Origin of the sequence: Sphingomonas sp. AX6 (assembly GCF_902506605.1) — a bacterium.
GTDB lineage: Bacteria > Pseudomonadota > Alphaproteobacteria > Sphingomonadales > Sphingomonadaceae > Sphingomonas.
Genome location: NZ_LR733979.1, coordinates 2,854,574 through 2,878,437, shown reverse-complemented (window position 1 = coordinate 2,878,437; position 23,864 = coordinate 2,854,574). Strand labels below are relative to the sequence as shown.

The 23,864-nt window shown below is 64.5% G+C and carries 26 protein-coding genes; 7 read left to right on the top strand and 19 right to left on the bottom strand.

Annotation, left to right across the window (positions count from 1 at the left end):
* Positions 1-36 precede the first annotated feature (36 nt).
* Both ahpF and ahpC read right to left on the bottom strand, forming a co-directional pair.
* A complete protein-coding gene (gene ahpF, locus ENHY17A_RS13885; RefSeq protein ID WP_159713629.1) occupies positions 37-1,617 on the bottom strand; it encodes an alkyl hydroperoxide reductase subunit F in 1,581 nt (526 codons plus the stop codon).
* A gap of 127 nt (positions 1,618-1,744) precedes the next feature.
* Positions 1,745-2,308, bottom strand: coding sequence for an alkyl hydroperoxide reductase subunit C (gene ahpC / locus ENHY17A_RS13880; protein ID WP_159713627.1), 564 nt, complete (start codon positions 2,306-2,308; stop codon positions 1,745-1,747).
* A 293-nt stretch (positions 2,309-2,601) separates the two neighbouring features.
* Between ahpC and ENHY17A_RS13875 the strand changes: the two genes are divergently transcribed.
* On the top strand, positions 2,602-3,159 hold the full coding sequence (locus tag ENHY17A_RS13875) for a carboxymuconolactone decarboxylase family protein (protein ID WP_159713625.1): 558 nt from the start codon (positions 2,602-2,604) through the stop codon (positions 3,157-3,159).
* Here the strand turns inward: ENHY17A_RS13875 and ENHY17A_RS13870 are convergent.
* Entirely contained in the window at positions 3,141-3,908 is a 768-nt protein-coding gene (locus ENHY17A_RS13870; protein ID WP_159713623.1) for a sulfite exporter TauE/SafE family protein, read from the bottom strand. The two genes, ENHY17A_RS13875 and ENHY17A_RS13870, sit on opposite strands and share 19 nt — an antisense overlap.
* 162 nt (positions 3,909-4,070) lie before the next feature.
* Here ENHY17A_RS13870 and epsC point away from each other — a divergent pair, with 162 nt between their 5' ends.
* Positions 4,071-4,754 carry a serine O-acetyltransferase EpsC gene (gene epsC, locus ENHY17A_RS13865; RefSeq protein WP_159713621.1) on the top strand — a complete coding sequence of 228 codons (684 nt, stop codon included), beginning with the start codon at positions 4,071-4,073 and terminating at the stop codon, positions 4,752-4,754.
* Entirely contained in the window at positions 4,754-5,095 is a 342-nt protein-coding gene (locus ENHY17A_RS13860) for a DUF2794 domain-containing protein (RefSeq protein ID WP_159713619.1), read from the top strand. The genes epsC and ENHY17A_RS13860 overlap by 1 nt, the downstream gene beginning before the upstream one ends.
* A gap of 128 nt (positions 5,096-5,223) precedes the next feature.
* Here ENHY17A_RS13860 and ENHY17A_RS13855 read toward each other — a convergent pair whose 3' ends face one another.
* The 7 genes from ENHY17A_RS13855 to ENHY17A_RS13825 are packed head-to-tail and all read right to left on the bottom strand — an operon-like array spanning position 5,224 to position 9,820.
* Entirely contained in the window at positions 5,224-5,940 is a 717-nt protein-coding gene (locus ENHY17A_RS13855) for an ATP12 family chaperone protein (protein ID WP_159713617.1), read from the bottom strand.
* Positions 5,937-6,158: a hypothetical protein gene (locus ENHY17A_RS13850; RefSeq protein ID WP_159713615.1), complete on the bottom strand. Its 222-nt coding sequence runs from the start codon at positions 6,156-6,158 to the stop codon at positions 5,937-5,939. The genes ENHY17A_RS13855 and ENHY17A_RS13850 overlap by 4 nt, the downstream gene beginning before the upstream one ends.
* Positions 6,155-6,814 carry an HAD-IA family hydrolase gene (locus tag ENHY17A_RS13845; protein WP_159713613.1) on the bottom strand — a complete coding sequence of 220 codons (660 nt, stop codon included), beginning with the start codon at positions 6,812-6,814 and terminating at the stop codon, positions 6,155-6,157. Before ENHY17A_RS13845 ends, ENHY17A_RS13850 begins: the two co-directional genes overlap by 4 nt.
* Positions 6,811-7,410, bottom strand: coding sequence for an FMN-binding negative transcriptional regulator (locus tag ENHY17A_RS13840; RefSeq protein ID WP_159713611.1), 600 nt, complete (start codon positions 7,408-7,410; stop codon positions 6,811-6,813). The genes ENHY17A_RS13845 and ENHY17A_RS13840 overlap by 4 nt, the downstream gene beginning before the upstream one ends.
* The gene (locus ENHY17A_RS13835; protein WP_159713609.1) at positions 7,410-8,675 is read right to left on the bottom strand and encodes an RluA family pseudouridine synthase; all 1,266 of its coding nucleotides are present in this window, start codon (positions 8,673-8,675) and stop codon (positions 7,410-7,412) included. The genes ENHY17A_RS13840 and ENHY17A_RS13835 overlap by 1 nt, the downstream gene beginning before the upstream one ends.
* Positions 8,672-9,055, bottom strand: a complete 384-nt coding sequence (gene crcB, locus ENHY17A_RS13830) for a fluoride efflux transporter CrcB (RefSeq protein WP_159713607.1) — start codon at positions 9,053-9,055, stop codon at positions 8,672-8,674. Before crcB ends, ENHY17A_RS13835 begins: the two co-directional genes overlap by 4 nt.
* A gap of 45 nt (positions 9,056-9,100) precedes the next feature.
* The gene (locus ENHY17A_RS13825; RefSeq protein WP_159713605.1) at positions 9,101-9,820 is read right to left on the bottom strand and encodes a hypothetical protein; all 720 of its coding nucleotides are present in this window, start codon (positions 9,818-9,820) and stop codon (positions 9,101-9,103) included.
* 112 nt (positions 9,821-9,932) lie between these two features.
* On the opposite strand from ENHY17A_RS13825, the gene ENHY17A_RS13820 reads away from it, so the two are divergent.
* The gene (locus ENHY17A_RS13820; RefSeq protein ID WP_159713603.1) at positions 9,933-10,151 is read left to right on the top strand and encodes a hypothetical protein; all 219 of its coding nucleotides are present in this window, start codon (positions 9,933-9,935) and stop codon (positions 10,149-10,151) included.
* Positions 10,152-10,231: 80 nt separating this feature from the next.
* Here ENHY17A_RS13820 and ENHY17A_RS13815 read toward each other — a convergent pair whose 3' ends face one another.
* Positions 10,232-10,798 (bottom strand): glycine zipper 2TM domain-containing protein, encoded by a 567-nt coding sequence (locus ENHY17A_RS13815; RefSeq protein WP_159713601.1) that lies wholly within the window; start codon positions 10,796-10,798, stop codon positions 10,232-10,234.
* Positions 10,799-11,011: 213 nt separating this feature from the next.
* A complete protein-coding gene (locus ENHY17A_RS13810; protein ID WP_159713599.1) occupies positions 11,012-11,836 on the bottom strand; it encodes a class I mannose-6-phosphate isomerase in 825 nt (274 codons plus the stop codon).
* A gap of 136 nt (positions 11,837-11,972) precedes the next feature.
* On the opposite strand from ENHY17A_RS13810, the gene ENHY17A_RS13805 reads away from it, so the two are divergent.
* Both ENHY17A_RS13805 and recN read left to right on the top strand, forming a co-directional pair.
* Positions 11,973-12,779 (top strand): outer membrane protein assembly factor BamD, encoded by an 807-nt coding sequence (locus ENHY17A_RS13805; RefSeq protein ID WP_159713597.1) that lies wholly within the window; start codon positions 11,973-11,975, stop codon positions 12,777-12,779.
* Positions 12,780-12,807: 28 nt separating this feature from the next.
* On the top strand, positions 12,808-14,472 hold the full coding sequence (gene recN, locus ENHY17A_RS13800; protein WP_159713595.1) for a DNA repair protein RecN: 1,665 nt from the start codon (positions 12,808-12,810) through the stop codon (positions 14,470-14,472).
* A 99-nt stretch (positions 14,473-14,571) separates the two neighbouring features.
* Here the strand turns inward: recN and ENHY17A_RS13795 are convergent, their stop codons facing one another.
* Positions 14,572-15,159, bottom strand: coding sequence for a class I SAM-dependent methyltransferase (locus tag ENHY17A_RS13795; RefSeq protein ID WP_159714684.1), 588 nt, complete (start codon positions 15,157-15,159; stop codon positions 14,572-14,574).
* Positions 15,160-15,164: 5 nt separating this feature from the next.
* Positions 15,165-16,550, bottom strand: coding sequence for an APC family permease (locus tag ENHY17A_RS13790; RefSeq protein WP_201296407.1), 1,386 nt, complete (start codon positions 16,548-16,550; stop codon positions 15,165-15,167).
* 229 nt (positions 16,551-16,779) lie between these two features.
* Here ENHY17A_RS13790 and ENHY17A_RS13785 point away from each other — a divergent pair, with 229 nt between their 5' ends.
* A complete protein-coding gene (locus ENHY17A_RS13785) occupies positions 16,780-17,118 on the top strand; it encodes a hypothetical protein (protein WP_159713593.1) in 339 nt (112 codons plus the stop codon).
* A 61-nt stretch (positions 17,119-17,179) separates the two neighbouring features.
* On the opposite strand, the gene ENHY17A_RS13780 is transcribed toward ENHY17A_RS13785, so the two are convergent.
* From ENHY17A_RS13780 to ENHY17A_RS13760, 5 genes are all read right to left on the bottom strand, one after another.
* Positions 17,180-18,190: a cell wall hydrolase gene (locus ENHY17A_RS13780; protein WP_159713591.1), complete on the bottom strand. Its 1,011-nt coding sequence runs from the start codon at positions 18,188-18,190 to the stop codon at positions 17,180-17,182.
* A gap of 108 nt (positions 18,191-18,298) precedes the next feature.
* A complete protein-coding gene (locus tag ENHY17A_RS13775) occupies positions 18,299-21,127 on the bottom strand; it encodes a M16 family metallopeptidase (protein WP_159713589.1) in 2,829 nt (942 codons plus the stop codon).
* 200 nt (positions 21,128-21,327) lie between these two features.
* Complete coding sequence (locus tag ENHY17A_RS13770; protein WP_159713587.1) at positions 21,328-21,531, bottom strand: hypothetical protein; 204 nt, start codon at positions 21,529-21,531, stop codon at positions 21,328-21,330.
* A 32-nt stretch (positions 21,532-21,563) separates the two neighbouring features.
* Complete coding sequence (gene tgt / locus ENHY17A_RS13765) at positions 21,564-22,691, bottom strand: tRNA guanosine(34) transglycosylase Tgt (RefSeq protein ID WP_159713585.1); 1,128 nt, start codon at positions 22,689-22,691, stop codon at positions 21,564-21,566.
* A gap of 165 nt (positions 22,692-22,856) precedes the next feature.
* Entirely contained in the window at positions 22,857-23,783 is a 927-nt protein-coding gene (locus ENHY17A_RS13760; RefSeq protein ID WP_159713583.1) for a cation diffusion facilitator family transporter, read from the bottom strand.
* Positions 23,784-23,864: the final 81 nt, after the last annotated feature.

Genomic DNA, 23,864 nt, shown 5'->3' with positions numbered 1-23,864 from the left:
GAGTGGGGGTGGATTTTAGGAGAAAGTGGTGGTGATCTACGCCGCTTCGCTCATCGACTCCGCAGGCAAGCGGATCAAATAATCGAACGCCGACAGTGCCGCCGTCGATCCCGCACCCATCGCGATCACGATCTGCTTGAACGGCACCGTCGTCGCATCTCCCGCCGCGAAAATGCCCGGCTGCGATGTTTCGCCGCGATGGTCGATCTCGATCTCGCCATGCTGGGTCAGTGCGACCGCACCCTTCAGCCATTCGGTATTAGGCACCAAGCCGATCTGAACGAAGATTCCCTCGAGCGCCACTTCATGGACGTCGCCCGAATTGCGGTCCTTGTAGTTCAGGCCGATGACCCGCTCGCCATTGCCGCGTACTTCGGTCGTCATCGCCGAGGTGATGACCGACACGTTGGGCAGGCTGGCGAGTTTACGCTGAAGCACCGCGTCGGCCCGCAGATCGGCAGCATATTCGATCAATGTGACGTGCGCGACGAGACCCGCCAGATCGATTGCAGCCTCGACCCCGGAATTGCCGCCGCCGATGACGGCCACGCGTTTGCCCTTGAACAACGGCCCGTCGCAGTGCGGGCAATAGGCGACGCCCTTGTTGCGATACTCGTCTTCGCCGGGCACGCTCATCTGACGCCAGCGCGCGCCGGTGGACAGGATGACGGTGCGCGCCTTGAGCGACGCGCCGTTCTTCAACCGGACTTCGTGCAACCCGCCTTCGTCGCGCGCGGGGATCAGCGCTTCGGCCGACTGGAGGTTCATGATGTCGACGTCATACTCGCGGACATGACCTTCCAGCGCGGCGACCAGCTTCGGACCTTCGGTGTGGTTGACCGAGATGAAATTTTCGATCGCCATCGTGTCGAGCACTTGTCCGCCGAAGCGTTCGGCGGCGATGCCGGTGCGAATGCCCTTGCGCGCGGCATAGATCGCTGCCGACGCGCCCGCGGGACCGCCGCCGACCACCAGCACGTCGAACGCGTCCTTGTCGGCGATCGCCTTTGCGGCGTTGGCTTCCGCGCCGCTGTCGATCCGGGCGACGATCTGTTCGAGTTCCATGCGGCCCTGGCCGAAGCTTTTGCCGTTCAAAAAGACGGTGGGCACCGCCATGATCTTGCGGCCCTCGACCTCTTCCTTGAACAACCCGCCGTCGATCGCGACGTGGGTGACGCGCGGGTTAAGCACCGCCATCAGGTTCAGCGCCTGCACCACGTCGGGGCAGTTCTGGCACGACAGCGAGAAATAGGTTTCGAACGCGAAATCGCCGTCGAGATCGCGGATTTGGGCGATCAGTTCGGGTGCGGCTTTTGACGGGTGCCCGCCGACCTGGAGCAATGCGAGCACCAGTGACGTGAATTCATGGCCGAGCGGAATACCGGCGAAACGCACCGCGACGTTGGCGTCGCTAGTGCGCGCGATCAGGAAGCTCGGGCGTCGGGCATCATCGCCTTGCGCGACCGTGATCTGGTCGGACAGCGCCGCGATTTCGCCCAGGAGTTCACCCAGCTCGCGCGACTTCGCATCGTCGCCCAGCGAGGCGACGAGTTCGATGGGCTCGCGAATGTTCGCGAGATAGCCCTTCAATTGCTGCGTCAGATTGGCGTCGAGCAAGGCGTGTTCTCCTTGAGATTGAAAAGGTGCGATCCGGACGCAGGCTAGAGGGAGGGGACGCCCACGCCCGGATCGCTGTCAGGCCGCGCGCTGCATCTTCAGGACGCAGCGCGCAGCCCAAGCGGTTTTAGATCTTGCCGACCAGGTCGAGCGAAGGCGCGAGCGTCTCTTCGCCTTCTTCCCACTTGGCGGGGCAGACTTCGCCCGGATGCGCAGCGATATACTGTGCAGCCTTGACCTTGCGGAGCAGTTCGGTCGCATTGCGGCCGACGCCTTCCGAGGTGACTTCCATGATCTGGATCACGCCGTCGGGGTCGATCACGAACGTCGCGCGATCGGCCAGGCCCTGGCCCGCACGCAGCACGTCGAAATTGTTCGAAATGCTGTGGTTCTGGTCACCGAGCATGAAATAGTTGATCTTGCCGATCGCGGGCGACGTGTCGTGCCATGCCTTGTGGCTGAAATGCGTGTCAGTCGAAACCGAGAACACTTCGACGCCCATTTTTTGCAGGGTCGGGTACACATCGGCCAGATCTTCGAGTTCGGTCGGGCAGACGAAGGTGAAATCGGCCGGGTAGAAGAAGAATACGGCCCATTTGCCGGTGACGTCGCGGTCGGTGACCTCGACGAACTTGCCCTGCTTGTAGGCCTGGGTGGTGAAGGGTTTCAGCGTGTCGCCAATCTTGGCCATGTCGTGCTCCTTTTGGGGATGAAATTTCGTTGTGCCGTGCAGCATATAGGTGTGCGATGCGGCAGGATGAAACGGGAAGGGTGATCGTCAGTGATCGCAAAATTCACTCAATAGGGCGCTCCAGCGTTGGATATCCGCTGCAATCACGCATCCGTAACGACTGGCGGTTGCGTTTCATGCATCGCTCGATGAAACTATTGCAACGCAGCATATCCGCGACTTGATCGAAACCATCAAAACAGGGCATCCTGACGCACGAAAGCGTGAACCCACGCGATGAGGAGAGGACCGCCATGTCACTCAGCGATTTTGCATCGAAGCTGCCCGATTTTGCGCGCGACATTCGCGTCAATATCGACCTTTTGCTTGGCGAGGAGGTGCTCGACGATCAGCGCAAATACGGCACGATGCTCGCGTGCGCGCACGTAACCGGGCACCGCCCGCTAATCAGGGCGACAGAGGATGAGACTGCCGACAAGCTGACGCCGGAGGCCGCCAATGCCGCGCGATCGGCGGCGTCGGTAATGACGATGAACAACGTCTATTACCGCTTCGTCCACCTGGCTTCGAACAAGGAATATGGCGCGATGCCGGTCAAGCTTCGCATGAACGCGATCGGGTGTCCGGGGATCGACAATGCCGATTTCGAGATGTTCGGGCTGGCGGTCAGCGCGATCAACGGCTGCGGCATGTGCATCGACGCGCACGAACAGGTGTTGAAACGCGCACGCGTTTCGGCCTGCGAAATCCAGGCGGCGGTGCGGATTGCGGCAGTGATGCAGGCAGCGGCCGCTGCCGACCGGTCACGCGTCGAAATCCGCGCGTGGCAGGATCAACCGGTCACCGCCTGAGCCAGGGCGTAGGCGCTGGTGATGGTCAGCACGACGCCGACCATGATCAGCAACCCTTTTGCCGGCACGCGCTTGGCAATGATCGCGCCGAACGGTGCGGCGGCGACGCCACCGATCAACAGACCGATGACCGCGGTCGTGAATGCCTCCAGCCCAAGCGACAGCAGAAAGGTGATCGAAATCGCCAGCGTCAGCACGAATTCGGCGCTGTTGACGGTGCCGATCGTCGTGCGGGGTTGCGCGCCTTGTACCAACAGATTGCTGGTGACGACCGGTCCCCAGCCGCCGCCGCCCGCCGCGTCCAGGAATCCGCCCGCCAGCGCCAGCGGCTCGACGATTTTGGGCTCACGCTGGAATTTGGGAGAGAACCGGATGCCACGGATCAGCAGATACACCCCGATCGCCGCCAGATAGGCCATGACATAGGGGCGAGTAACAGCCGCATCGATCGTGCTTAGCAGATAGGCACCGGCCACCCCGCCGATCACGCCGGGAATGGCGATCCGCGCGAACAGCCGCCAGTTGATGTTGCGGTGGATCGCGTGACTGACGCCCGAGACGCCGGTGGTGAAACATTCGACCAGATGGACGCTCGCCGACGCGGCGGCGGGGGGTACGCCCAGCACGCTGATCAGCAACGTGCTGGTGATGACGCCGAACGCCATGCCCAGTGCGCCGTCTACCAATTGCGCCGCAAAGCCGATCGCGATGAACGGCAGGATATCGGCAAAGGTAATGCCCTCGAACACGCAGCGCGGCTCCTTCGCGACCGTTGATGCCGGGGACGTTAGGCGCAAACCTATGCCGCACAATCCAATCCCGTATTGGCGTCGCGATAGCGTGGCTTCGCATGGCTGGAAATCACGGGGGTAACGCCCTAAATTGCGGTGCTGACCAAAAGGGGAATGCGGATGCGTGGCATCCTGATCTATCTCGATTCGATCAAGGCGCGCGATCCCGCGCCCCGATCGCGCGCCGAAATCCTGCTATATCCTGGAGTTTGGGCGCTAGCGCATCACCGGATTGCGCACCGTTTGTTCCGCGCGCGACTATTCTTCCTCGCGCGCCTCGTGAATCACTGGGCACGTTTTCTGACCGCAATCGACATTCATCCGGGCGCGAAGATCGGGCGCAATTTCTTCATCGACCACGGTTTTACCGTGATCGGCGAGACGGCGGAGATCGGCGACAACGTCACCATCTATCAGTGCGTGACGTTGGGCGGGACCAGCCCCGACAATGGCGTGGCGGGCAAGCGGCACCCGACGATTTCGGACGGCGCGATCATCGGGTCTGGCGCGCAGGTGTTGGGTCCGATCACGGTCGGACCCCGCGCGCGCGTCGGTGCGAATGCGGTGGTGACCAAGGACGTGCCAGAGGGCGCGGTGATGGTCGGTATCCCGGCGCGCGCGACGATGGTGGAAGGCGGCGGATCGCCTGGCCAGTTCGTTCCCTATGGCACGCCGTGCAGCGAGATGTTCGATCCCGCGACCCAGAAGCTGGAAATCATGCGCTGCGAGCTGGAGACGATGCGCAAGCGGGTCGATGATCTGCTCGCCGAGCGCGACACTGAACAGCGGCGCGACCGCGCCTGATGGGGACGGTCACGCCGTTCCCCCATTCCGGCACGCAGCCCAGTCAGGTCGGGTTCGAACGCATCGAACTCACCCGCATTCTCGATCTCTACGGCAGGATGGTCGCCGCTGGACACTGGCGCGATTATGCGATCCTGCTCGATCGGGAGGTCGCGGTGTTCGCAGCGTTTCGTCGGACGGCGGAAAATCCCGAGGTGCGGATCGAAAAGCGTCCCGCGCTACGCAATCGCCAAGGCATGTGGGCGCTGGTCGCCGAAAGTGGCGCGATTTTGAAACGCGGGCACGAATTGGTGCCGGTGCTGGCCCCGGTCGAACGGCGGCTGCTGAAGCTGGTGGATTGAAAAGACACAGCCTTGGTGAGGCAGTTCGACCAACACCAAATATGATCCGTCATTCCCGCGAAGGCGGGAATCCATACGCACCATCATAGGTTATGGATTCCCGCCTGCGCGGGAATGACGAACAGAATTTATACGACCGGTATGTCGCGTTTGGACGCGGTGAGCCCCAGAAACCGCACCGCGGCGTCGTAATCCGCTTGACGCACTGCGCGGGCCTGCGTCGCGAACATATCCTCGCCCCATTGTTCGATCTGCCAGTCTTCGTCGAGATTGGCCGCCGCCCAGACCGCGTCTGCATCCAGCGCCCGTTCCGCCAATGCCAGCGCGAGCACCAGCGAACCGGTGATCGTCACCACCTGGCTCAGTGCGGCGAGTTCGAAGGCATCGCGCGCCGTGATGGCATCCGCCAGCCGGGCAAGCGTCGCTTGGGGCTGATCGCGGTGCATGATCCCGGTCACGATCTCAAAATGCACATCGTAGCGCGACCGCGCCCAATCGAGTGGTCCGTCCCACACACGGTCCTGGCGTTCGCGAAGCAGGACAGGGTGGTCGCTGCGATAACAGAGCAGATCGCTCTCACCGTAACGGGCAAGGCCGGCGGCGAAGGTGCGCGGATCAGGCGCAATGCGGTCGATCGCAGCGTTGGCCAGGCCGGTCAGCGGCATCGCGCGCGGGTCGATGTCCTCGGCGACGGCGCGCCATTCCTCGGCAATCGCGTCGGCCATCGCCTGCGTCGGCACCGCCAGCGGCATTCGTCCCGGCGTGCGCACCGGACGCCCGTCGAGCCGGATTTCCCAGCCGCTTTCGGTCCGTTCGACCGACTCTGTCTTCCAGAATCGTTTCAAGGCTGGTCCGGCGTCCGCCATTTGTGCGCGAGCGAGCGCGGTAGCGTGGCCATCACCGCCAGCGCCGCCAGGACGATGCCGACTCCGATAATCTTCTGCTCCAGACTGATCGCGCGGCCCAGCAGCACGATGCCGAAGATCGCGCCGGCCGTCGGCACGATGCGCGCGACCACGATCAGGAAATATCGATTGCGCGCGGTTTCGTCTTCCTCGGTCATGTCCGCTCCAGATAATCGGGGATCGCGCTCGCATGGTCGAGCACATGAATCGCGCCCGCTGCAACCAGTTCCTCCGGCGCATGATAGCCCCAGGATACGCCAAGCGGATGCGCGCGCGCGGCGACCGCCATCGCCATGTCGTAGCTGGTGTCGCCGATCATTACCGTCGTCTCCGGCGTCGCGCCTGCTTCCGCCATCGCCATTTCGACCATCGAGGGATGGGGCTTCGACGGGTGGCGGTCGGCGGTCTGAAGCGTCACGAAGCGGTGCTTCAGCCCATGATGGTCGAGCAGCAGGTGCAGGCCGCGATCGGATTTGCCCGTCGCGACCCCCAGCACCCAGCCCGTCGCGTCGAGCGCCTCGATCGTCTCCGCGATGCCATCGTAAAGCGGCTCGGCCGCCATCCCGCCCGAGCGGCGCATCTCGATGAACCGGTCGCGGTAGCATTGGGCGAGATGGACATGCAGGTCGGGTTCCGCGTCGGGGATCAGCGTCGCCACCGCTTCGACCAGACTGAGCCCGACGATACGGCGGATGGCGTTGCGATCGGGCAAGTCGAGCCCGGCCTGGCCGAAGGCCTCTTCCATCGCGCGATAGATATTGGCTTGGCTGTCGACCAAAGTGCCGTCGCAATCGAATAGCGCGAGTCGGTTCATGCGTCGCGCATCAAGCGCGCCATTTCCCGGTCGCCGCGCCCGTCGAGCGCGTCTGCGGCCGACAGGCGAGCGGCTTGCGATTTGGTCTGCGCGAGTTTGCGAGTGCCGCGCCAGTCGGTCACGTCCAGTGCGAAACCCTGAATGGCGCGGGTCATCTTCTCGAAGCGTTCGGCCTCCATCTTGGCGCGAGTCCAGATCGGCTTGGGCGACAGCCGCGCTTCGTGCTCGGCGGCAAGCGCATCGATCTGCGCCACCAGGGCGTCGTGCGACAGCGCCGACACGCGCCCTTCGAGTTCGACCGCGACATAATTCCAGGTCGGCACCTGAGCCGGTCCTTCGTCATACCAGTCGGGACTGACATAGGCGTCGGGGCCGTGGACAACGAGCAGTCCGGTTGCGCCGTCGAGATGTTTGGTGATGTCGTTGCCGAGCGACAGATGGAAGGTCAGCCGTTCGTCTCCTTCCCAAGTTACCGGCATATGCGCCACGCGTGGCCCTTCGGAGGTCGACGCGAACAGCGCACCGAACGCCATCTGACGCACGAAATCGCGCATCGCGTCTTTATCCTGCCAGCGAAAGGCGGGGTGCGGATGCATCAGCCGCGCTTGGTTGGCGGCGGGCGCCTGGCACCCGGTTTGGGGGCACCCGCTTTCGGCCCGCCCGGCTTCGGCGATCCGGGCCGCGTGCTGCCGGGTTTAGCCGGGGCGGGCTTCTTGGCGCCTGGTTTGGGCGCGCGGGTCGTCGGCGCGCGCACGGGGGCATCGCCGCCTGCACGACCGCGCCGTTCGCCACGGCGTTCCTTGCGGACCTGCTTGGCGTGCTGACGGGCCTTGGTTTTCAGTTCCTCGCGGGTGGCGGGGGGCGGCGTGTCGTCGGGTTCGAAAATGTCGCCCAGCGACGGATCGAAGCCCAACGTATGGATCGACTCGGCGAAATGGCTCGGCAATTCGGCCGTCACTTCGATCTTGCCGCCATCGGGGTGATCGACGCGGATGCGACGCGCGTGAAGGTGCATCTTGCGACTGATGCCCCCGGTCAGAAACGCTTCCTGCCCGCCATATTTGCCGTCGCCGACGATCGGGTGGCCGATCGCCGCCATGTGGACGCGCAACTGGTGCGTGCGGCCCGTGTGCGGCATCAGCAGCACCCAGGCGGCGCGATTGCCCGCGCGTTCGACGACCCGGTAGCGGGTGCGCGCGGGCAGCCCTTCCTTTTCATCGACATGCATCTTCTCGCCGCCGCTGCCGGGTTGCTTGGCGAGTGGCAGGTCGATGAAACCGTCCTGGATATCGGGCACCCCGACGACCAGGGCCCAATAGGTCTTGCGCGCGGTGCGGCTGGAGAAATTCTTGGCAAAGGTTGCCGCCGCACGCGCAGTGCGGGCGATCAGCAGCGCTCCGCTGGTATCCTTGTCGAGCCGGTGGACCAGTTTCGGGCGGCTCTCGCCATCGAAGATCAGCGCGTCGAGCAGGCCGTCGACATGCTCGGTGGTCTTGGTTCCGCCCTGCGTCGCCAGGCCCGGGGGCTTGTTGAGCACAATCGCCTGTTTGTCGCGGTGGATGACTAGGCTTTGTGCGAATTCAACCTGTTCGTCGGACAGTTCTTCGCGCTGTACCTTGGGTTTTGCGGTCGGCTTTTCGGGTTCGGCAGGGGGAATGCGCAGCGTCTGGCCGACCGCCAGCCGGTCTCCGGGATTGGCGCGCGCGCCATCGATGCGGATCTGACCGGTCCGCGCCCAGCGCGATACGGTGTTGAAATTGGCGTCGGTCAAATGACGTTTGAACCAGCGATCGAGCCGGATGCCGTCATCATCGGCCTCGACCACGAACTGGCGCACGCTGGGCTGTTCCTTGTCGCTCATGCCGTCACCGCGCGTACAAGCTGGATACCGGCGACCAGCGCGACGATCGATCCGATCACCGAGGCGAGGATATAGGGGAGGGCGGCGATCCACCCCCCGCGCTCGGCCATCAACACCGCGTCGAGCGAGAATGCAGAAAAAGTGGTGAATCCGCCAAGCAGGCCGACGCCGATCAGCAGACGCGCCGCCTCTCCACCTGCGACCAAACCGCGCGCGAGCAAGCCCGCGAGTACGCCCATGGCCAGGCTGCCGACGATGTTGACGGCCAGCGTGCCCCACGGATAGCCGGGGCCGAACAGCGACAGGCTGGCGCGCCCGACCAGATGTCGCGCGCCCGCGCCGACGGCACCGCCCGCCATGACCAGAATTAGAGTACCCATATCCGTGCGCCTAGCGCGAATCGGCGCGGGCCGGAAGGGCGTGCGTTACCGCGCGCGAACGACGAGTGCGACGTCCGAGCCGCCGCCATCGCGCGGATCGACGAACAGGGCGTAGCGTTGGCCGTCGGGATGGCGACCCGCGAGCCGCTGGCCAACCGTGTCCGCCTGACGATCGGAAGCATAGCGGGCAGCTTTCGCTCGGGTGAAATACCAGTCGGTCAGCGTGTCGGGCGGCAGGTCGCTCCAGAACCGCACCACGCGCAAGTCGCAGCGTTGGCTCGATGCGCCCGCGGCCTCGATCACGCGGGCATTGGGGATCAGTGGAACGGCATCGGATAGGCGGGTTGCCCAGCCGTTCGAATAGCCGAGTTGCGCGCCACACTGGCCCGCGATCGGGGCCGCCAGCGTGGCGAGCGTCAGGGCTTCGCGCGCGTTTGCGCAATCGCTACAGCCCTCGCCCGTGGCGGCGGGTGCCGCCTCAAGCTTTTCCCGCGCGATCAGGTCTGCGGTGTTGCCGCGCGCGGCGACATCGGACGCTGGGATCGGGGCGGTAAAGGGGCCGGACGGCGGACGGACCGAATTGGTATTGGCGCGCGCGGAAAGCATCGGATCGGTCGTGATCGGATCGGCGAGCGCTACCACAACCGCGGGATCGCCGGCGTCGGCAGCAAGCTCGCGCTCCAGCGCCGCGAGCGGGTCTTCGCTCGGCGCATCGCCGCACGCGGCGAGGGCTATGAGGATCGGAAGGGTGAGGGTGGCACGCATTTGCACGGGGTTATGGCGGATGCCCCGTTAAGAAAGCGTCTCGGCCCCATATCAGCGCGCGATCGTGTCTTAGTCTATTGCCACACCGTACCGTCTCCCCCATGTTGTGGCCATGAACATCATCTCGATCCTGATCGGCATCGTCTCGCTGCCTTTGCTCCTCATCGGCTTCATGCCGTTTCTCGGCTGGTCGCTCTGGCTATTGTTGCTGATGCCCGTGGTCGGCGCGGCGGTCGGTGCCTTGTCGAGCAAGAATACGGGGCGCAATTTCAACCTGGTCCTGCTGGTGATCGGTGCGCTGCGCCTGATGCTGGGCGGCGGGATTATCTGATCGCTTAAAAAACAAGGCCCGGTATCTTTCGATACCGGACCCCGTTTCTCCCGTTCTCACACTCGAAAGTATGGGAAATTTCAGCGGCAGGTAACCTGACCTCGGTCGATCGATGCGCCAAGTACGGCACCGACGCCTGCACCAAGCAAGGTGCCCAGTGTCGCTGAGCGACCATTCGACAGGACGTTGCCGAGGACGCCGCCACCGATACCACCCACGATCAGGCCGGTCGTGCCGTCCGAACGGCGACAATAGTAACGCCCGTTGCTGCCCGCATAGACACGGTCGTTCCGACCCAGACGGCGGGTCTGGTAATAGCGGCCGTCGCGATAGTAATTATCGGCGTAATAGCCACGCTGGCCCCGCTCGAAGCGGTTATAGTCGTAGTTGCGATATTGGCGCCAATCGCGAGTGTCGCGGCGCAACTCGCGCTGGGCCTGACGCGTATCTTGACGATATTCGCGCTGCGCCTGACGCACGTCGCGGCGGCTGTCGGCGCGGCGGACATCGCGGTTATAGTCGCGTTGGGCATCGCGGACATCGCGGTTATATTCGCGCACGTCGCGATTGCTTTGTGCGTCGGCCGGGGCGGCCATCACGGGGATCGAAACAGCCGCGATCATGGCGGCAAGAATATGAGTACGCATCGAAACTTCTCCATCCGATTGCAGTGAGGACAAAACGGCCCGACTGCGGACGAGGTTGCGTGAACCGAAAACTACATCGCGTTCACAGTTGCGACAGGTTTGTGATGCATTTGAATGGCCACCCCCCGTTTGTTTCGAGCGAAGTCGAGAAACATAAGCGAGGCGCTTGCTAGCGTTTCTCGCCTTCGCTCGAAACAAACGGGGGGGGTGGTCCTAGATCCGGTGATCGAGTGGGTAGGCGAACAGCAGGTCGGCATCCTCGATGGCAATCAGGCGCTCGCTGCCGGTCAGCGTGAGGCAATCGCCCGCTTCGAATACGACATCGCCGAATTTGCCCGAACCCGTAACCGGTACCAGCCACCCGGTAACGCCGTCCGGCAAATTGACCCCACGCTCACCGCCCGACCAGCGTTCGACCGTGAACTTCGGCCCCTCGACCAACAGTTCGCGCCCCTCTGCGACCTCACCCGGTGCGGGCGGTGCGACGAAGGGCTTGGCATCGGACACTGCGACTCCGTCGTCGAGATGAAGTTCGCGCGGGCGACCGTAATCATAGAGGCGGTAAGTGGTTTCGCTGTTCTGCTGGATCTCGATCAGCGTGATCCCTGCGCCGATCGCATGGACGGTGCGCGAAGCGGCGTAGATGAAATCGCCAGCCTTGACCGGTTTCCAGTCGAGCAGCTGTTCGATCGAGCCGTCGAGCGCGGCGGCGCGTAGTTGCTCGGCATCGAGTATGTCGCGCGTGCCGATCGCGATCGTCGAATCGGGTTCAGCCGCCAGCACCAGCCAGCATTCGTCCTTGCCGCGCGGCAATCCGCGGGCGCGCGCCTGATCGTCGTCGGGATGAACCTGGACCGACAGTTTTTCGCTGGTGAACAGATACTTGACGAGGAGATCTGGCGTGTCGTCGCCCGGCGATTTATACCAGACCTCGCCGATCGGATCGCCATCCTCGGGCGGGTTTTCAAACCCCGGCCATAGGTCATGTCGCCCCCAAGGCTTTTCGACGCGGTGCATCTCGAGAAGGGTGACGGTCATGGTCGCTCCGATAGGCCAAATAGTATGTCGATCCCAACGCTTCGCACCGACCGGCGCTCCCTGCGCCATGCACCGAAATTGCGACGTGCGAAAATACATTGTTAGGAATGCCGCGCCTGGTCTAATAGCCGATCCTATGCGTATCCCGACCCCCCGTTCGCTCGCGCTTGCGATTTCCGGCGCCGTTCTGCTTTCGGCCTGTGCCGGCACCAACAATGCCCGTACCGACACCCCCTATGTCGCGCGCGACGTGGGCACGCTGTATTCCGCGGCGAAGGACCGGCTCGATCGCCGCCAGTACAAACTGGCCGCGGCGCTGTTCGACGAAGTGGAACGTCAGCATCCCTATTCGGTGTGGGCGCGCCGCGCGATGCTGATGGGCGCGTTCAGCCATTATATGGACCGCGAATATACCAATTCGATCCAGTCGTCGCAGCGCTTCTTGTCGATCCATCCCGGCAATCGCGATGCGCCCTATGCCTATTATCTGATCGCGCTCAGCTATTACGAGCAGGTTAGCGACGTGACGCGCGATCAGAAGATCACCCAGCAAGCGCTTGCTGCGCTGGGCGAATTGACGCGTCGCTATCCCAACACGCGTTACGCCGCCGATGCGCGGTTGAAGATCGATCTGGTCAACGACCATCTGGCCGGCAAGGAAATGGAAGTCGGGCGTTTCTATGCCGTGCGCGGTCAGTGGCTGGCGGCGTCGATGCGCTTCCGCAGCGTCGTCGATCAGTATCAGACCACGACTCACGCCCCCGAAGCGCTGATGCGCCTGACCGAGGCCTATCTCGCGCTGGGCGTGCCCGAAGAAGCCAAGAAATCGGCGGCGGTGCTGGGGCGCAATTATCCAGACACCGAATGGTATGAGCGCGCCTATGAACTGATGCAGCGTCATGCGCCGAACACCGAAATCGCGTCGGCGACCACGGGTAGCTGATCTCCATCGAACCAGGCGATATTGCACTGTGCTGACTGCGCTCTCGATCCGCGACGTGGTGCTGATCGAGGCGCTTGACCTCGATTTCGCGCATGGACTGGGCGTGCTGACCGGGGAAACGGGGGCGGGCAAATCGATCTTGCTCGACGCGCTGGGGCTGACGCTGGGGATGCGCGGCGACGCATCGCTGGTGCGGCACGGGTCGGTGCAAGCAGTTGTGACTGCCAGTTTCGAACTCCCCGCGATGCCGCCTGCGCTCTCCGAGCGACTAGGCGAGCAGGGGATATCGATCGAACCCGGCGAGCCGCTGATGATCCGGCGGCTGGTCAAGGCCGATGGCGGCAGCCGTGCCTTCGTCAACGATCAGCCCGCCTCGGTCGCCTTGCTGCGTGAACTCAGCGGATTTCTGGTCGAAATTCACGGCCAGCATGACGATCGCGGATTGCTGAACCCGCGCGGTCACCGGGCGTTGCTCGACAGTTTCGGTGGCATCGATACCGGCGGATTGGCGCGGTTGCACCGGGCATGGCGCGACGCGCAGGAAGCACTGGCGATCGCCCTGGACCAACGCGATACCGCCGAGCGCGATCGCGAATGGCTGGAACATGCCGTCGCCGAACTCCGTGCGCTTGCCCCCGAGGCGGGCGAGGAATTGGCGCTGGCCGATCGACGCGCATCGATGCAGCGCGGGGAAAAGATCGCGGGCGACCTTCAGACGATTTCGGATGTTCTCGACGGATCGGACGGCGGCCTGTCGAAGCTGCGTCAGGCGGCACGGGTGCTCGACCGAGTGGCGGAGGATCACCCGACGCTTGGTGAGGCGCTGGCCGCGATCGACCGCGCCATCATCGAGGCGAGCATGGCCGAGGATAAGTTGGGCGAGGCCGCCGAAGCGCTGGCGTTCGACCCCGCCGCGCTCGAAGCCGACGAGACCCGGCTGTTCGCGTTGCGGGCGGCGGCGCGCAAACACCGGGTGCAGCCCGACGATCTTGCCGCGCTTGCCGCCGAGCTCGAAGCTAAGCTCGCCCTGATTGAGGGCGGAGAGACAGCGGTGGCACGGCTGGAGGCGGCGGTGAGCGCTGCCGAGGCGGCATATCGAACCGAGGCGGAAGCGATCACGGCCATACGGGTCGCCGCTGCCGAACGGCTGGACGCGGCGGTCGCGTCCGAACTCGCGCCGCTGAAACTCGATGCCGCGCGGTTTCGGACGTCGGTCGACGCGATGCCTGCCGATCAATGGTCTTCGCACGGTGCAGACCGCGTCGAGTTTATGGTGTCCACCAATCCCGGTGCGCCATTCGCGCCGCTCATCAAGATTGCGTCGGGCGGCGAATTGTCGCGCTTCATTTTGGCGCTCAAGGTCGCGCTCGCGGAAGAAGGCGGTGCCGCGACGCTGATCTTCGACGAAATCGATCGCGGCGTCGGCGGTGCGGTGGCCAGTGCGATCGGCGAACGCCTGTCGCGGCTGGCGGGTAAATCTCAGGTATTGGTCGTGACTCATAGCCCGCAGGTGGCGGCACGCGGCGCGCGGCACCTGTTGATTGCCAAAAGCCATGACGGGATCGTTACGCGTACCGGCGTCACGCCGCTGGGGGCCGATGCCAGGCGCGAGGAAATCGCCCGAATGCTGTCGGGCGCGACGGTGACCGACGAAGCAAGGGCGCAGGCGGACCGGCTGCTGGAGACGGCCTGATATAACCGTCGCTCCCGCGCAGGCGGGAGCCCAACTCCTGAGGTTTCCGCAAGCGGCTATCTCGGGTGATGGACCCCCGCCTTCGCGGGGGTGACGAGGCTATTCGGCAGCCCCGCGTTCCGGAACCGTCCAGCTATAGATCATCGAGCTGCCGACCATCTTCGATTCTTCCGGTTCCCAGTCGCCCATGCGAAAAGCGTGGCTGACGATGCGAGTGCCGGGCTTCAGTTCGGCAAGCAGTTTGGGACGCAGCTTCTCATTAAGCGAATCGAGCAGGTACAGCGTGATCACGCTCGCATCCGAAAAATCGCTGGCAAACAGGTCGGCCTGGCGGAACTGGACCTTGCCGGTCACGCCCTGCGCGCGGGCATTGTCATTGGCTTCCTGAATGCGGGTCGGGTCGATGTCGATCCCGACCGCTTTCTTCAGATTGGCGCGTTTTACCGCTGCGATGGGGATGCGCCCGTCACCCGAGCCCAAGTCATACAGTACGTCGCCGTCCTTGACGTCGGCCATGTCGAGCATCGCGTCCACGACTTCGGGCGGGGTGGGGACGTAGATCACGTCGGGACGGCGCGGTTCGGCTTCCTGTGTCGCGGTCGTCGCGGCCTGTTCGCCGGGCGTGCCGTTCGAAAGCGCGGGCGCGCTGGTGCAGGCCGCAAGCGTCAGGATCGCGGCAGTCATCATCGTTTTCACAAGGCCATCTCCTCAGGGTCGTCATCATTGGGGGTCATGAACATCAGGATCGCGCCGCCGACCACCAGCACCGCGACGCCCGCGAAGGCACCCCAGCCGGTATAGGTGACGCTGGACCACAGCAGATATGCCGTGGTCGCGCAGAAAATCGCGGGCGTAATCGGATAAAGCGGGACTTTGAACGGGCGCGGCCGATCGGGCTCGCGGACGCGCAGCACGAACAGCGACAGGCCGGTCAGGAACAGGAACAGCCAGAACACCGGCGCGGTGTAATCGACCGCGAGCTGGAACCCGTTGCGTGCGAAGGCACCCGCCAGCACCAACAGCAATGCGATTGCCCCTTGTGCAATCATCGCGTTTCCCGGCGTATCGCGTTTCTCATCCCATTTCCCGAGCCATGAAAGCAGGCTGAACCGGCGTCCTAGCGCGCAGGTGGTGCGTGCGCCCGTCAACGCGGTGGCATTGGCGGAGGTGAGCGCGGCAACCGCGATGATGACGCTGAGGATCGCAGCCCCTACATCGCCCATCGCGGCATCCATGACCGCGGCGGCTACCGCATCGCTCTCCGCCATTCCGGCAATGCCCAGAACGCGCAGGAAGGCCATATTGGCGAGCAGGTAAAGCACCGTCACGATCAGCAATCCGCCGACCATCACCGGCGCGATCCGGCGCGGCGCGTCCTTCATTTCGGCGGAGACGTACACCGCCTCGTTCCAACCGCCATAGGTCAGCAGGACGAAGATCATCATCATGCCGAGTGCGCTTTCGCCCGAGACGGGGCGGGGCGCAGTGCCTTCGGGAGCGAGCAGCAGGCCCGCGACGATGACGACGATCAGCCCGACCACTTCGGCGACGGTCAGCCATTTTTGCGCCGTTGCACCTTGCCTGACGCCCAGCCAGTTCAGCGCACTGACGCCAATGACCGCAATCGCCGCCCACAGAACCGGCGGGCCGGAGCCCGGCAGGATCGCAACGACATAATCGGCGAACACATAGGCAAGCAGCGCAAGGCTGCCGGTCTGGATCACCGCCAGCCGCGCCCAGGCATAGAAGAATGCGGTGCGCTGACCATAAGCGCGGCCGAGGAAATGATAGTCGCCGCCCATATTAGGATAGGCCGATGCGAGTTCGGCGTAGCAGAGCGCGCCGATGATCGAGAGCAGGCCGCCAAGTCCCCACGCCGCGAGCAGCAAAGCCTCATCACCGCCCGCCGCGCCCGCGACCAGGGCGGGTGCGCGAAAGATGCCTGCACCGATGACGATGCCGACGGTGATCGCCAACACATCGGCGATGCCCAACGTCTTGCGCGGACTGCCAAAGTCCGCACGCGAGTAAGTGGTGAGCGGTGGAGGAGAAGAAATCGAGGTGCTGCTGTCGGTCACGAAAGGGCCGGCATGGTACGAAGACTCCCGAGGCGAAGACGCGGGAACAGCGCCGCGAATGAACCAACAGCCTAAGCCGGGCAGGGTTCCTTAGTAAAGCTGAACGACCAGGGCATGGATGCGACAATCGGCGACACAAAAGCGGGCTTCCCGGCACAGGTCTGCGACACAAGACCCCCAAATTGGCATCGTCCGGAGAGAAACCGGACATGTGAAGGAGGAAGTTTCGATGAAGAAATTCGCCATGCTCATCGCCGGTTTCGGCATTGCCGCAGCCGCCGTCCCCGCCACTGCCAGCGCCCAGAATGGCTGGCAGACGATCAACCAGCGCCAGGCGCGGATCGAGATGCGGATCAACCAGGGCATTCGCAACGGCGCGCTCAACCGCAACGAAGCGGTGCGTCTGCGGACCCAGTTCCGTCAGCTGTCGCAGCTCGAGAATCAGTATCGTCGCAGCCGGCCGGGATTGACCGTCGCCGAACGTCGCGACCTTGATCGTCGCTTCGATCGCCTGTCGCAGCAGGTCCGGACGCAGAAGAACGATCGCCAAACCAATCGCGGGCGCTAAGCGCTACGCGATATGACTTCCAGCGATGGCCCCGTCGGGAAACCGGCGGGGCCAACTGGTATCAGCGCAGCGGCTTTCCGCTATCGGCCCATTTGTCGAGGATCGTCGATTGCGGAAGCGTGTTGGGCGCAACCGTGGCTTCGCGATAGGCGGGTTGCAGTTGGGCGACGTCGGTGACCGGCGCGGACACGGTTGAGGGAAGCGTGACCGGCGCAACGAGTGGTGCCGTGCGACCAGATAGCGCATCCGCGACGTCATTGCCGACATCCCGGCGACCCAGCGGGCCAGGAAGCGGTTCGCCCCCGGTGTAAACGGCCGAAAAGGCGCGCGGCGTCCCCCAATACCCCTTCCAGCGGTGGAAGAAGTGCGCGCCGTAAACCCCCGTCATCACAAGGCTTTTGTTCCAGTACGGTGTGACGGCATAGGTATGATAATGCGTCGCCATGCCGACGGGTGCGAACACGCGCCCCGATAGCGCGAGATCGGCGGCGCGGCGTGCGCGATCCCAAGCGCGCGCCGCGGGCTTTCGCGCCATCGCGCCGTCGCAGGCATAGCTGAACTGGCAACCCTTGCGGTCCGACCCCTGATAGATCACGCCGCAGACCGTATTGGGAAAGGTCGGGTGGCGGACACGGTTGAGGATCACCTGCGCCACCGCGGCTTGCCCATCATCGGGTTCGCTGGCGGCTTCGTAATAAATCGCGGTGGTCAGGCACTCGAGCGCGCGCGCGCGGTCGAGCGACGACCCACGAAAGGCAAAGGGCGGGGCCGCGACCAGTGTCGGGTCAGCGGTGGGCAGGTAATCGGCGGGCTCTTCGGGCAGCGCCGTCGTGCCGGTCATGCCGGGCAGGCTTGCGCCGTAAGGCGCGGCGGCTGCCTCGATCGGCGCCACACGGGTTTCGCTGGCATAGGCGACGACGGTCGGTTCACCACGATCGAACGCGGCTTGGGCGGTGAAACCCAGCCCCACCAGGGACGCGACCAACGTCGCCGCAACGACGCGCAGCCGCTTTGCACGCCGGTCGATCAGCCGGGGCTTGGTCGCAAAGGGGGCAGGGCGGCGCGGAGACATCGGCGCTGACTTAGCGCAATTTACTTACCCGATCTTGCGCGTTTTCCGCACCGTCCCTGCATGGCACGAGTATTGGTTAACGTAGCGCCTCCCCTGGAAAGGTGAGGATCATTTGAGCGTAGCGGTGTCGAGATCGAGCGATGCCGCAGGGATGATCTCCACCGTCGGATACGCCTTTCGCAGGTCGTCGATGAACAGCTTTGCATTGCCGACCACGACGATGCTGGCTTTGTCGGTCGCCAGATAGCGTGCGGCGGCAGCTTGCGCGGCCTGTGGCGAAACCCCCTGAACCTGCTCGACATAGCGCTGCAACTCGGACAAAGGCACGCGGTCGGTGGCGTAATCGGCGATGACGCCCGCAATGCCCGAGGTCGTCTCAACCGATCGCCCGAAGCCGCCGATCAGCACCGCCTTGCGCGTATCGAGTTCGGCAGCGGTCGCGGGTTCGCGGCCAAGGCGCTCGATCTCGGCGCGGATCAGGCTGACCACTTCGGCAGCGGATTCGTTCTTGGTCTGGGTGCGGACGGTGACCGGGCCGGGCAACCGCCGTCCGTCGACGCTGCTGCCAGCACCGTAGGCCAGCCCGCGCTTGATGCGAATTTCCTGGTTGAGCCGCGACGAGAAGCCGACGCCCAACACCGCATTGGCGACCGACGCCGCATAGAAATCGGGCGAACGCCGCTCCAGCCCGCCGCGGGCCAGCACCACACCCGCCTGACCCGCGTCCGGCAGATCGACGACGATCACGCGCGGTGCGGGCAGCGCGGCGACGGCAGGCGCGGGTGCCGCAGTGCCGCTGGCCTTCCAGTCGGCAAATAGCCGTTCTGCCTCGGCACGCGCGCGATCGGGCGTGATGTCGCCGACCAGTACCAACGTCGCCGTTTCTGGCCGCCAGGCGGCGCGATAGGCGGCGGTCAGGTCGTCGCGGGTGACTGCCTTCAACGAAGCCTCGGTCGTCGCGCCACCATAAGGCGTGGTGCCGAATGCGGCGCGGCTGGCGACCATCCCGGCAAGCGCGGCGGGGTCTTTCATCTGGACGTTGATGCCGTCGATCGACTGGGCACGGGCGCGGTCGAGTTCTTCCTGCGCGAACGCAGGATTGCGCGCGACATCGGCGAGCAGCGTCATTGCAGGCGCCAGTTGATCCGATTTTATCGTCAGCGATACCGCCGAGGAGTCCGGCCCCGCGCCGCTGCCGATCGACCCGCCAAGCGATTCGATGGCCGCCGCAATCTGGGTCGCAGAACGCGTCGTCGTGCCCTTGGTCAGCAATTCGGACGCCATCGACGCCAATCCCGCCTTGCCTTGCGGGTCGAGCGCCGCGCCGCCATCGGCGATCAGCGTCGCGCTGACGATCGGCACGTCGCTTTTCTGCACGGTGACGACGCGCATCCCGTTGGCGAGCGTTACCTCGACCGGCGTGGGGATCACGGCGGCGACGGGCGTGCCGGGTTCGGGCGGCAGGATGCGTTCGGCGACGCTGGCGCGTTCGTGGATGACGATGTTGGGCGGGGTTTCCAGCTTCCGGGCGATCACGGTTTCCGGGACCGCGATCGTGCCCGCAGGTGCATCGGCGGGCTTCGATTCGGCCGGTAGATAGTGGATCACCGCGCTGCGTTCGTCGCGCAGCCATTCGCGCGCGACACGCTGGATATCGGCGGCCGTCACTGCCTGAAGCGCCGCCAGCTCGCGATCGGCGGCACGCGGGTCGCGATCGACGATCGCGCCATTCGCGACGGCAAAGGCCTTGCCGGTGGCGGTTTCGCGCTCGTTCAGCGCCGCAGTGACGATTTCGTTTTTCGCCTCGGCCAGTTCAGCGGCGGTGACGGGGGTGTCACGCAAACGCGCCAGTTCGCGGCGCAGCCCGGCCTCTCCGGCCTCTGCCGTCTGCCCGCCTGACAGGATTGCGTAGAGCGCGAGCGTCCCTGGCCCCTGCGGCGCGGAGAAGAAGGTACTGGCCTGAACCGCGGTGCGGTCGCGATAGACGAGGCTCTGATACAGCCGCGAATTGTCGCCCCGCGACAGGATCGCCTCCATCAATTTCAACGCAGCGACGTCGCGGTGGCCGCTCGCTGGACCCTGATAGCTGAGCAGGACAGCAGGCAGCGGCGTGTTGGGCTCATACACCGTATAGCGCGCAGCGGTCTTGCGTGCGGGTTCGGCGACATCGACGCGCGGGATCGGACGGTTCGGACGCGAAATCTTGCTAAAATACTGGTTCACCCAGCGGTCGAGTTGCGCGGGATCGAAATTGCCTGCGACGACGAGCACCGCATTGTCGGGCCGGTAATAGGTGGCGTGGAAGGCGCGAATATCCTCGATCGTCGCGGCGTCCAGATCCTCGATGCTGCCGATGCCGGGGCGGGCATAGGGGTGGTTCGCATAGGAAACCATCGGCAGATACAGGTAGAACAGCTTGCCATAAGGTGCTGCCAGCACGCGGCTGCGCAGTTCCTCCTTCACCACTTCGCGTTCGGACGCGAATACCTTGGGATCGATGACCAGCGATCCCATCCGGTCGGCTTCGGCGAACAGGATGCGCTCCAGATGGTTGGCGGGGACGACCTGAAAATAATTGGTGTAGTCGTCGGCGTTCGACGCATTGTTGAACCCGCCGACATCCTCGGTCAGCCGGTCCATCTGCTCGTCGACCAGATTGCGGGTCGATTTGAACATCAGATGTTCGAACATGTGCGAAAAGCCCGAACGCCCGGCGGGATCGGCCTTCGACCCGACATCGTACCAGACGTGCACCGCGACGTTTGCCGTATTGGTGTCGCGGATCGCGTAAACCTTCAGCCCGTTGGGCAAAGTCCGTTCGGTGAACGCGATCGGCTGGACTTGCGCAGCAGCAGGCGCGGGCGGATTGGTCTGCGCGAGTGCGGGGAGGGCGAGGAGCGATGCTCCCAGCAAAAGGGCTGTCCGGCCAAGGCGCATGTTCGATTCCCCCGAAGAATTATGGCGCGCCGGTTTCCCGCGCGTTGATCGCGGCGAACCTGCGCGATTTCGGGGGCGTCTGCAAGGGTGTGTTAGGGGAGGGTTACGCTATCGGCTGTACTCCTGCGAAAGCGGGAGTGTTGGCAACACGTGGCGCGTTCGCGGCCCACGCTCCTGCTTTCGCAGGAGCACTAGGGCGCTCAGTCTTTCTTGCGTCGCTGGGCGAACAGCACCGCTGCCGCCAATGCCGCCGAACCCAGTCCTGCAGCAACGCCGATCTTGGCGAGGGGCAGCTTACCCTTGGCTGAGGGCTCGGGCGCGGTGGCGCGCTCGCGGGCCTGCTTGGCATCCTTGGCAGCGGCAAGGATTTCGTTGGTTTCGGGCTGGTCGTCGGTGTTGCTCAACAGTCTCTCCGTGGATCATCGGACGCTTGGCGTCATTTGTTATAGTAGTTCGTGCGGAAGTCGTTTGCGAATTCGGTAAGCCGCCCTTCGCCGATGGCGGCGCGCAGGTCGGCCATCAGCGCCTGATAGAACCAGATATTGTGCTCGGTCATCAGCATCGCGCCGAGGATTTCACCGGATCGGACGAGATGATAGAGATAGGCGCGGCCCCAGTTCCCGCAAACCGGACAGGCGCAGCTTGGATCGAGCGGCCCCTGATCCTCCGCGAATTTCGCGTTCCGGATGTTGATCGGCCCCCGCCGTGTGAAGGCCTGACCGGTGCGACCCGACCGCGTCGGCAGCACGCAGTCGAACATGTCGATCCCACGCTCGACCGCGCCGACAATGTCGTCCGGCTTGCCGACACCCATCAGGTAGCGCGGTTTGGCGGGATCGAGCTGGCCGGGCGCGTAGTCGAGCACGCCGAACATCGCCTCCTGCCCCTCGCCGACCGCCAGGCCGCCGACAGCGTAACCGTCGAAACCGATATCCAGCAGCGCATCCGCCGAGGATTTGCGGAAATCCTGATCGAGCGCGCCCTGCTGGATGCCGAAGATCGCTGCGCGGCCCGCATGATCGCCGCCGCCGTCGAACGCCGCACGGCTGCGCTTTGCCCAGCGCATCGATCGTTCCATTGCCGCGGCCTGGAGGTCGCGGGCCGAGGTGGTGGGGACCAACTCGTCGAACGCCATGATGATGTCGCTGTCGAGCAGACGCTGGATCTCGATCGAGCGTTCGGGGCTGAGCAGATGCCGGGTGCCGTCGAGATGCGATTTGAAGCTGACGCCTTCCTCCGACCTTTTGGTCAGGTCGGCCAAGCTCATCACCTGATACCCGCCGCTGTCGGTCAGGATCGGGCGATCCCAGCCCATGAAGCCGTGCAAGCCGCCCAGCCGCGCGACCCGCTCCGCGCCGGGACGCAGCATCAGGTGATAGGTATTGCCGAGGATGATGTCGGCGCCCGACGCGCGCACATCGGCTGGCTTCATCGCCTTCACCGTCGCGGCGGTGCCGACCGGCATGAAGGCAGGCGTGCGGATGTCGCCGCGCTGCATCGCGATCGTGCCGGTGCGCGCCTTGCCGTCGGTGGCGTGGATAGTGAATTCGAAACGGGGGGTCATGGCAGGGCGCTTTGCATTTCCGGGTGCGGGTTGTCGATGGGGTGTAAAATGGACGCTACCCTCTCCCCCGTTCGTGCTGAGCTTGTCGAAGCACTGTCCTTCTTGGCACGAAGAAAAGGACAGCATTTCGACAAGCTCAATGCGAACGGAATTTTTTCTCGTCTATCAGCATTGCCCATCCGAACATGGCGCGCCGTCGCCCATCTCGACCTGAATCGTCGCATGGCCGATACCGAAGTCGTGATCGAGCATATGAGCGGTTTCCCCCAGGAATGCATCGCCCGGATGACCGCCGCTCATCACCAGATGCGCGGTCAGCGCAACTTCGGTGGTGCTGGTGGGCCAGATATGCAGGTGATGGACGCGCGCGACGCCCGGGCGAGTGGCCAGCGCGGCCTCCACTTTTTCCGCATCGATCCGGTCGGGAACGGCGTGCAGCGCCATCGTCACCGACTGCGCAAGCAGCCCCCAAGTGCCGATCAGGATCACCGCAACGATGACCAGACTCACGATGGGGTCGATCCATACCGATCCGGTCCACAGGATCAGCGCGCCCGCGACGACGACCCCCGCCGATACCGCCGCGTCCGCCGCCATGTGGAGATACGCGCCACGAATGTTGATGTCGTGCTGGCGACCGGAGAAGAACAGGAGAGCGGTCGCGAGGTTGATGACGATCCCGATCCCGGCGACGATCATCACTGCCGTCCCCTCGACCGCGGGCGGATCGCCGATGCGTCGGATGGCTTCCCAGGCGATCGCGCCGACCGCGACCAGCAAAAGCAACGCATTGGCTAGCGCCGCCAAGATGGATGACGACCGCAGGCCATAGGTGAAGCGCTTCGACGGCGGTCGCTTGGCGAGCGTCGCGCCCGCCCAGGCGATCAGCAGGCCCAGCACGTCGGACAGATTATGCCCGGCATCGGCGAGCAGCGCCATCGAATCGTAGAGGATGCCCGCTGCGCCCTCGACAACCACAAAGGCGATGTTGAGCGTGATCCCGATCGCAAAGGCGCGCCCGAAATCCTTCGGCGCGTGGACATGGCCATGGCCGCCATGCGCGTGGTCGTGGGAATGATGGTGTGCGCTCACTTGCGCTGGATAGCGGGGCGGGGGGTAGGATGCCTAGGGGGTATTGGTTGGGGAAAATGCTGTGCCCAGTCCCACCCGTCA